Annotated in this window: 4 protein-coding genes; 2 read left to right on the top strand and 2 right to left on the bottom strand. The window is 59.9% G+C overall.

Annotation, left to right across the window (positions count from 1 at the left end):
• Positions 1 to 2876, bottom strand: a 2876-nt coding sequence (locus H5U38_14755; protein ID MBC7188282.1) for a TonB-dependent receptor, incomplete at its 3' end; no start/stop codon positions are given.
• A gap of 249 nt (positions 2877 to 3125) precedes the next feature.
• Entirely contained in the window at positions 3126 to 5054 is a 1929-nt protein-coding gene (locus H5U38_14750) for an FAD-dependent oxidoreductase (GenBank protein ID MBC7188281.1), read from the bottom strand.
• Positions 5055 to 5220: 166 nt separating this feature from the next.
• On the opposite strand from H5U38_14750, the gene H5U38_14745 reads away from it, so the two are divergent.
• Both H5U38_14745 and H5U38_14740 read left to right on the top strand, forming a co-directional pair.
• Positions 5221 to 6696, top strand: coding sequence for a citrate transporter (locus tag H5U38_14745; GenBank protein ID MBC7188280.1), 1476 nt, complete (start codon positions 5221 to 5223; stop codon positions 6694 to 6696).
• Between the two features lie 16 nt (positions 6697 to 6712).
• Positions 6713 to 7877, top strand: a 1165-nt coding sequence (locus H5U38_14740; protein MBC7188279.1) for a hydantoinase, incomplete at its 3' end; no start/stop codon positions are given.

Here is a 7877-nt window from a genome sequence, read left to right as displayed (position 1 = left end):
ACCTGGCGTGGGACATTGCGATAGACCTGGAAATAGTTGTAGCGACGCACATCGCGATCCGGGGCATCGTCAGGGTCGGCATAGGTTGCACTTCTCAAGACCCAGCGATTCAATTCCTCCGCGTCAGAGATGGGCGTCAGATGCTGGTTGTTAAAGAGATTGAGCACGCGCAGGCTCAGTGTCAAAGTCACGGGCCCGAGACCTACGAGCTTTTCGGCCCGTAGGTCCGTTTGCGACTCGCTGGGGTAGCGGCGATTGGACTCGACGGTCCGTTCGTATTGATACTCGGGCGACCAGTAGTACGGCAGGCCACTGCGCACCATGAGGACCAGCCCTATCGACATGCGCGCCAGTGGGCGCAGGCCTAGAACCCTGGGGCCAGCGCCTTCACCCAGGATGTAGGTCACAGCACCACTGAAGCGGTGCGTGCGGTCCTCAGGGGAAAGGTAGTCGCTTGCCGAGTAGCTGTATTTCTGCTCCAACTCAGGTGTCATGTCAGGTGCCTGGAGGTAGACCCCGTGGAAACCATAGTTGCTTTGGCTGAGCGTGTAGGAGAGGCGATAGTTCCATCTGCCGGTCGGGCGATTGGCGAAACTGATTTCGACGCCGCGCGCACTCCCATACCCCCGGTTCTCGTAGCTGATGTAACTCCCCTTGAGGTCTCCAGGCTTATTCTGGCTCCCTGTAGCCGCCTTGATGTAAACCGGCGCAATCTGGTACTTGAGGTCGTTGTAGTAGGTCACCACGTCCAGCTGGTGCGTACCCCACAGGCTCTGCTGTACGCCGACCTCGTAGTTAATACTCAATTTTGGCTTCAGATTGGGGTTCCCATAGCTGCCCCACCCGTTGTAGGTCTGGTTATCCAGTGCCTGATTGATGGTGGGCATGGAACGGAAATGGCCATACTGAATGCGGAAGGCCGTCCTCTCGCCGATGGGAAAAGAGATGCCTGCCCTCGGAGACAAGGAGACGAACGTCTTTGATGGTTCCCACGCCGGCGTGCCGATGCTCGGGCTTCCTAAAGCAGGATAGAAGACGCTGTACTTGTCCTTCGGCACATCGGCTCCAAAATTGTAGGCGTCCAGACGAACGCCCAGATTGGCGACCATGCCGGCGAATTCCAGTTTGTCCTGAACATACGCCGCAGCATACCAGGTCTTGGCCTTGTAGTTGGTGGCAAAGCCTGTGCGCCAGATGAAAGCCGCCACACAGAGTGACGAGGAGGCATTGTAATCCTGGTCCATGAGCCACGCCTCTATGCCCGCTTTGAAAAGGTTTGTAGTACGAAACTGACGGGTGAGGCTGAGGCGTGCTTCATAGTAGCGCGTGAGAGAAGCCTGATTGTAGAGGCTTGACCAGGTGTAGTACTCACGGTACTTTTCGTTCCACGGCCCGCGGTCCTCGAGCTGCCGATCCGCGGGGTTTGGATGGAGCTGCACGTCCTTGTCGATACCCGGGGTGGGGGTCTGGTACGCGTAAAGGATTTCGTTCTGATAAGTAAAGGTGGCCTCCACGAAGGCGCGCGCGGAGAAGATGTGCTTGTAATTGAGGCTTTGCGCGAACACCGATTCTTCCCGAGGGGAATCGTAGATCAAGGTGTATTTGCGCTTGGCGCCGTAGCTTCCCGACAAACCGGCCCAGCGTATGTCTTCTGAACCCGAACCCATCCCGCCATAGAAGTGCTGATAGAGGGTTGTGAACCTGAACTGGTGTTGGGGAGTTGGTTTGAAAGCCAAAACGATGGAGTAGTTTGCCAGACGTTGCACCTTCTCGCGCGTGGGCAGGCGCGTGGGGTTGTTCTTTATCTCACCAGTCAGGAAGAAGCTCATCTTGCTTGCCTCTTTGCCCAGCGGCCCCCCAAAGCTGAAAAGGTATCGCGTGTACGGATATTTGCGGTAGTCATAGACGCCGAGGATATTGTCGTCCGCAGGAGTGTGATTGCGGATCCAGAGCCTGTAGTTCCGCCACGCTTCTTCCACGTTCACGGCGCCGGTGCTATCTTTGAACTGGGGCTCCTTTAACCAATTCTCGAACAGGCCCCACTTGCGCCATTCGAACTGGTCGTGGGAGTAGAGATAATCGCCCCAATGATACTGACCAGGCGGCCGGTATTCCACCTGCACGGCGCCGGAAAAGCGTGAACCCCCCTCCTTGGTCACCACCTTCACCACACCGGACTGGGCGTTCCCATACTCGGCGTTAAAGCCCCCTGTAATCACTTCCATCTGGGCAACGGCCAACGGGTTGATGTCGTACTTCCAACTGTTCTCGGACTTGCCACCAGTACCGTAGGCTGGCACCCCCGTGTTGGTCACCATGCTGGTGATGCCGTTCACTGAGTAGTTGATCTCGTAGGCGCCTCCGCCACGGATGCTGATTGTGCCGTCGGGGTTGCGGCTGATGCCAGGAGCGAGCTCCAAGACGTTGCGCAGCCCCTCCACCGGCAGGTTCTGCACGTCGCGTCCGTCGTAGTGGACACCGCTGGCCGTCTTGTCCGCCTCGACGATGGGCCTTTCCGCTGTCACGGTTACCGACTGCCCAAGGTCGAGCACCGTGGGGGTCATCTTCACATCGACGCGCGCCGTGCGGTCAATGCGCACCTCGACGCCGTCAACGGCGACCTTCTTGTAACCGAGATAGAAAACCTCCAGGCGATGGCGTCCAGGAGGAACGTTGAGGATGACGTACCAGCCTTTCGCGTCGGTGGCGGCGCCCATGTAGGTCCCCACCACCACAACGTTCGCCCCCACTAACGCCTGCCCGCTTTCCGCATCCACCACCTGGCCTGTGATCTTACCTGTGAGCTGGGCGTAACTGCTCACCGGTAGGAGCGCTAAGGCAAGGCACGAAAGGCTGCGAATTCCGCGCAGACTCACGAGAGGCTCTCTGGTTAGTAAGCAATTTTAACTATCCCAAGATAAGTTTTTGCCGCCAATTTGTCAAGTGAAATCTGCTTTGCCGGACGATTTTTGGCAGGAAAGCGGCAGAGAATCTCCCTTTCTGCCCCACGAGCACGGCGATACACGCCGACCACTAGCCCATTCTTCAGCCAAGCGCCAACCGCCGCAACAGGCCATGCCGACGCGCTTACCCCCTTGGTCCGCATGCAGAGGGTATCTCATCCACTAGGGGCCAACTGCAGGGAGCACCGAGATGGGGTTAGAAGCAAGCGGGTCCAAGGCCTTGTCCAGGAGGAAGGCAAATTCCGCGCGCGAGATCGGGGCATCCAACCGCTGCAAAAAAGCACCGAGAGACCCGCTCAGCCAGCCGCGTTCCCTCGCCACTGCAAGAGACTGGGTTTCAACTCGGTCCCCGGACGCTTCGGAGGCGTGACCGCTAAGCGGGACAGGCTGGCCCAACGCACTCCAGATGAGCCGCAGCGCCTCGCGGCGCGTAAGAAAACGATGTGTGGACAGGGGTCCAAAGAGGCCGCCGAGGTCGGTGTGCGGACGCGCATTGACCAGTGCAAGGTGAGCGTCAGGTAGTTCCAGTGGTTTCTCGGGCAGAAAGAGCATCTGGTTAGCCCAGCCGGACGGCTTGGGTAGGCCGCGCATCAAGCCACACACCCCTACGCGTTGCACGGCCTCGAAAAGGGGGTTCTCGCGGGGGCAGTCAGTAAAGGGCATGAGGTAGCAATCATAGCGAAGGAGTGTTTCTTGCAGGGCACGCACCGCAAGCTGACGAGGCTGACACTGCCGCAGAACGCACAATGCAGCTGCCGCACCAGCAGCTTGCCCCACCAGCATCACTACCGGCTGCAATCTCGTACAACCGTTCACAAGGTGCGTCACCGAGATCGTCTTCTCGGCCACCAGCAGTCCCTCTACTTCCGCGGGCACTAAACAGCCATAAGGGACGGTGAACGCCGGGATCTCAGGGAATGCCTCTTCGATCCTGACCGGGCAACGGGCGTGGTGGTGGTCCAAAGGGTAATTGCCCACCGCGATTCCTGTCTTGAAGAGTGGCCTACGTGCCTGCTTGTACGGATCGACCAGATCCAAGGTGGTGAGGCGCACCACACCCCGCAATCGACGCGCCTCGCGGTTGTAAGGTATGAACGGCAGACGGTCGCGGGTAGGGAACTCATCGTCCGCCAAACCGAGGTGTCGCCACCCGAGATGTTTCTGCACGAAGTGAATCCAGCCCAACGTGGTCCGCTTTGCCTGCTGGAGGAGGCGCCGGCGCATGGCACGAGGTAGCTCCACCACGTTGAGATAGCAGTCGTTACCGTGCACTGGCCAATTGATCATGAACTTGTTGCCCGGCAGTCGCCCATAGGAAAGCATCCGGTCACAGTCGGGCGCACCGGTTCCTTGCCCGCCAAGTTCACGGCAGGTGCCTGCATAGAGCCGTTCATCGTAACCCCTTGGCCTACCCACGCCACAGTCCTGGCCATGGCCGTAGTCCTTCAGGATGGCCACGTAGGTGAGGTCCTGGATAAAGGGGTCCGGCGATTCCGGAGCACCAGGCTCTTCCGTTTGCGCACGAGCATCGCGCCCGAGGTCGTAGGAGCAGCCGGCCCCTGCCAATACATCGCCGTATTCGGTGGCATCGATGGTGATCGTAGCCCTTACGGTCAGCAGCTCACCGCGGCAATTCTCAAACTGAACCCCATGCACTCTCCCCCTCCTGGTGAGCACGCGCACCGGCCAATATCCATGGGTGACATCAATGTTGGGTTCCCCCGCAACCATTCGCCTGAAGATGGCCTCTCCCACGCGGGGCTCAAACAATGTGTTGCTGACCCAGCCAGTGGCCACCGCTTGGGGGCCGCCGTAGTGGTCGTAGAGATGTTGGCGGAATTCGCCCCAGAGGCCGGAGGGCAACAGGTGATTGCCGTCCACGGCGCTCACGCCGGCAGCCGTCAGCATCCCGCCCAACCAGGGTGTCTCCTCCACGAGGGCGACTTGCACCCCGAGGCGTGCGGCCTGGATTGCTGCGCACACCCCTCCGGTACTGGCCCCGACCACCAAGACGTCCACCTCTTTGCACTTCTGCCCCTTAGATGGCGCCGACTGGGCTTTCGTCTTCGCGATTTCTCTGGGGTTGGGCACTGGACACCTCGCTTCTTCTGCCTGCCCAATATACAAAAACGGCCCGTGCAGCGCAACCGATTTGCGCAGTCACGTCAGGCGCACGCTTTTTCACTGGCATCGTGGGAAAAAAGATGCTATATTTGTGAGGAACAGGCAAAGAGCACTCGCACACGGTCCCGCAGCCATGGAAACCCTCAGAATTCTCGCGGTCCTCTTCCTCTTTGTGGCGTTCGCCGGAGCGATGTTCCTGCGCAAGCTCCCCGCGCTCATTTGCCTGCCCTGCATGGCTTTCCTGATCCCGCTGGTCGCAGGCCTCAACATCGCGGACGTGGTACAGTTTGTGGTTGGTGAGGGAGCATTGCGTCTTCACTCTGCCTATACGGTCGCGCTGTTCGGAAGTATGCTCAGCGTGCTGCTGCAAAAGACGGGGGTCGCCGACAGCCTCATCAAGAAAGGCGCTGAACTGGCTGGCGACAGCCCATTGGTGGTCGCCTTGGCGATGCTGGGGCTCATCACGCTACTGTTTACCACCTTAGGAGGCCTGGGCGCAATCATCATGGTGGCGACAGTGGTCGTGCCCATTATGTCATCGGTAGGCCTGGGGCCCCTGACCATCACCGGCGTCTTCCTCATGGGTATCAGCATGGGCGGGTTGTTGAATGCCGGCAATTGGGCTGTCTATCGCGACGTGCTGCAGCTGCCAGTGGCCGAGATCCGCTCCTTCGCCCTCACTATGTTCTGTCTCACCAGCCTCGTCGGTGTGGCTTACACTCTTGTGCAGCTGTACCGCGACGGACACGAGTTCAACCGCCGCAAGGCTTTTGTACTCGCCATCGTCCTCATCTGCCTCGTGATCGGGCTTGTTGCCGGCTGGCATTGGCTGCCTGCCTACCACCGTACATCGATTCTCGCAGCCTTTCGTATGGCCGGCAAGGTGCTTGAGGGTACCATCGCCGGCCTGATGGCCACCTCCTTCGCCTGGGGGTTATGGAAGATGCGCCAAGCCAGACGCACACCTGCGCATGGGCTCTTTTGGGGTGCCTACCTTTCTCCCTTGATCCCTCTCTTCCTGATTCTTTTCTTTAACTCCAACTTTATTGCCGCCTTTGTGTGCGGCTTGGTGTACGCGTTCGTGTGCGCCTACCGGCCAGGAGGAGTAAATGTGCTCGTGCGGAGCGTGCTTGAAGGAGGGGCGCTGGTCATGCCGGCCGTGGCCTTGATGCTTGGCATTGGCATGTTGTTGAACGCCATCATGGGCCCAGGCGAGGCCTGGCACGCTCGCCAGCTCGGCGAATGGCCAGTGTTGGCGTTGCTGCGACCCTTCATGACGCGCCTCCTCCCCTCTTCTTCGCTCTCCTATGTCTTGCTGTTCGGGCTGGCCGCGCCCCTGGCGTTGTACCGCGGGCCGCTCAACGTGTGGGGAATGGGCTACGGGCTGGCTGCAGCCTTCATGGCGAGCGGCATGAGACCTGGGGCCGTGATGGGCGTCCTTATGGCTGTGGGACAAGTGCAAGGCATCAGCGATCCGACAAACACGCACAACGTGTGGCTGGCAAATCAGATGGGACAGGATGTGCAAAAGGTGTTGTGGAACACCATTCCCTATTCATGGGCCGTCGCCTGGATGGGACTAGCGGCAGCCGGCGTGCGCTTCATGTAACCCCGACAGACCTCGCATGGCGCGGAAGCGTAGAATTAAGATCGGTATCGACGTCGGCGGCACCTTTACCCACGCGGTGGCGGTGGACATCGCCAGCTTTGAATTGGTGGGAAAAGCATGCGTGCCCACCACGCACCAGGCGGCCGAGGGTGTCGCTAAGGGGGTAGTGGAATCGCTGGAAAAGCTCATGGCAACTGCCGCCATCGACGCCGACGAGGTCGTACTCATTGCCCACTCGACCACGCAAGCTACCAACGCGCTCCTCGAGGGAGACGTAGCGCATGTGGGCATCGTGGCCATGGGCAAAGGGATAGAAGGACGCATCGCCAGTCGACAGACCAGGGTGGACCGCATTCTCCTGGCACCTGGAAAGTACCTCCCGGTCAGTCACGCCTACCTGGACGTTTCTAAGCCCCCCACGCGGCAGGAGGTGCGGCAAGCTGTTGCCGGCCTCGTGACTCAGGGGGCCCAGGTGATTGTGGCAAGCGAGGTGTTCGGGGTTGACGACCCGCGCAACGAGGAGCTGGTGGCGCAGGTGGCACAGGAAATGGGCTATCTGGCCACGGCGGCCAGCCACATCTCGCGCCTCTATGGTCTTCGCATCCGCACCCGCACCGCGGTCATCAATGCCAGCATGATGCCGGTGATGCTGGAAACGGCCCGCTTGACCGAGGAGGCTTTGCGACGCACCGGCATCAAGGCTCCATTGATGATTATGCGCTCCGATGGCGGCATCATGGATGTCAACGAGATGCGCCGCCGCCCCATCCTCACCATGCTATCAGGGCCAGCAGCGGGGGTAGCAGCAGCCTTGATGTACCTGCGCATCTCCGACGGCATCTTCATAGAAGTCGGCGGGACCTCCACTGACATCTCGGTTATCAAGAACGGGAAACCGCAAGTGAGAAGCGCCCAGGTCGGCGGCCACAGGCTTTACGTCCGCACCTTAGATGTGCGAACCGTGGGCATTGGCGGCGGTTCCATGCCCCGCGTGCGCGACAAGGAGATCGTCGACGTGGGACCACGAAGCGCGCACATTGCTGGCCTGCAGTACATAGCTTTTTCCCAAGAAGACGATTGGGACGACATTGAGCTGCAGCGCATTCGCCCACGTCCAGGTGACCCGAACGACTATTTGGCGGCGCGCAAGAAAGGAGGTCATTCCCCCTTCAGTACAGTGA

The organism is Calditrichota bacterium, from assembly GCA_014359355.1.
Lineage (GTDB): Bacteria > Zhuqueibacterota > Zhuqueibacteria > JANLFK01 > Oleimicrobiaceae > Oleimicrobium.
The sequence above is the reverse complement of the archived record's forward strand: the minus strand, read 5'-3'. Positions and strand labels throughout refer to the sequence as shown.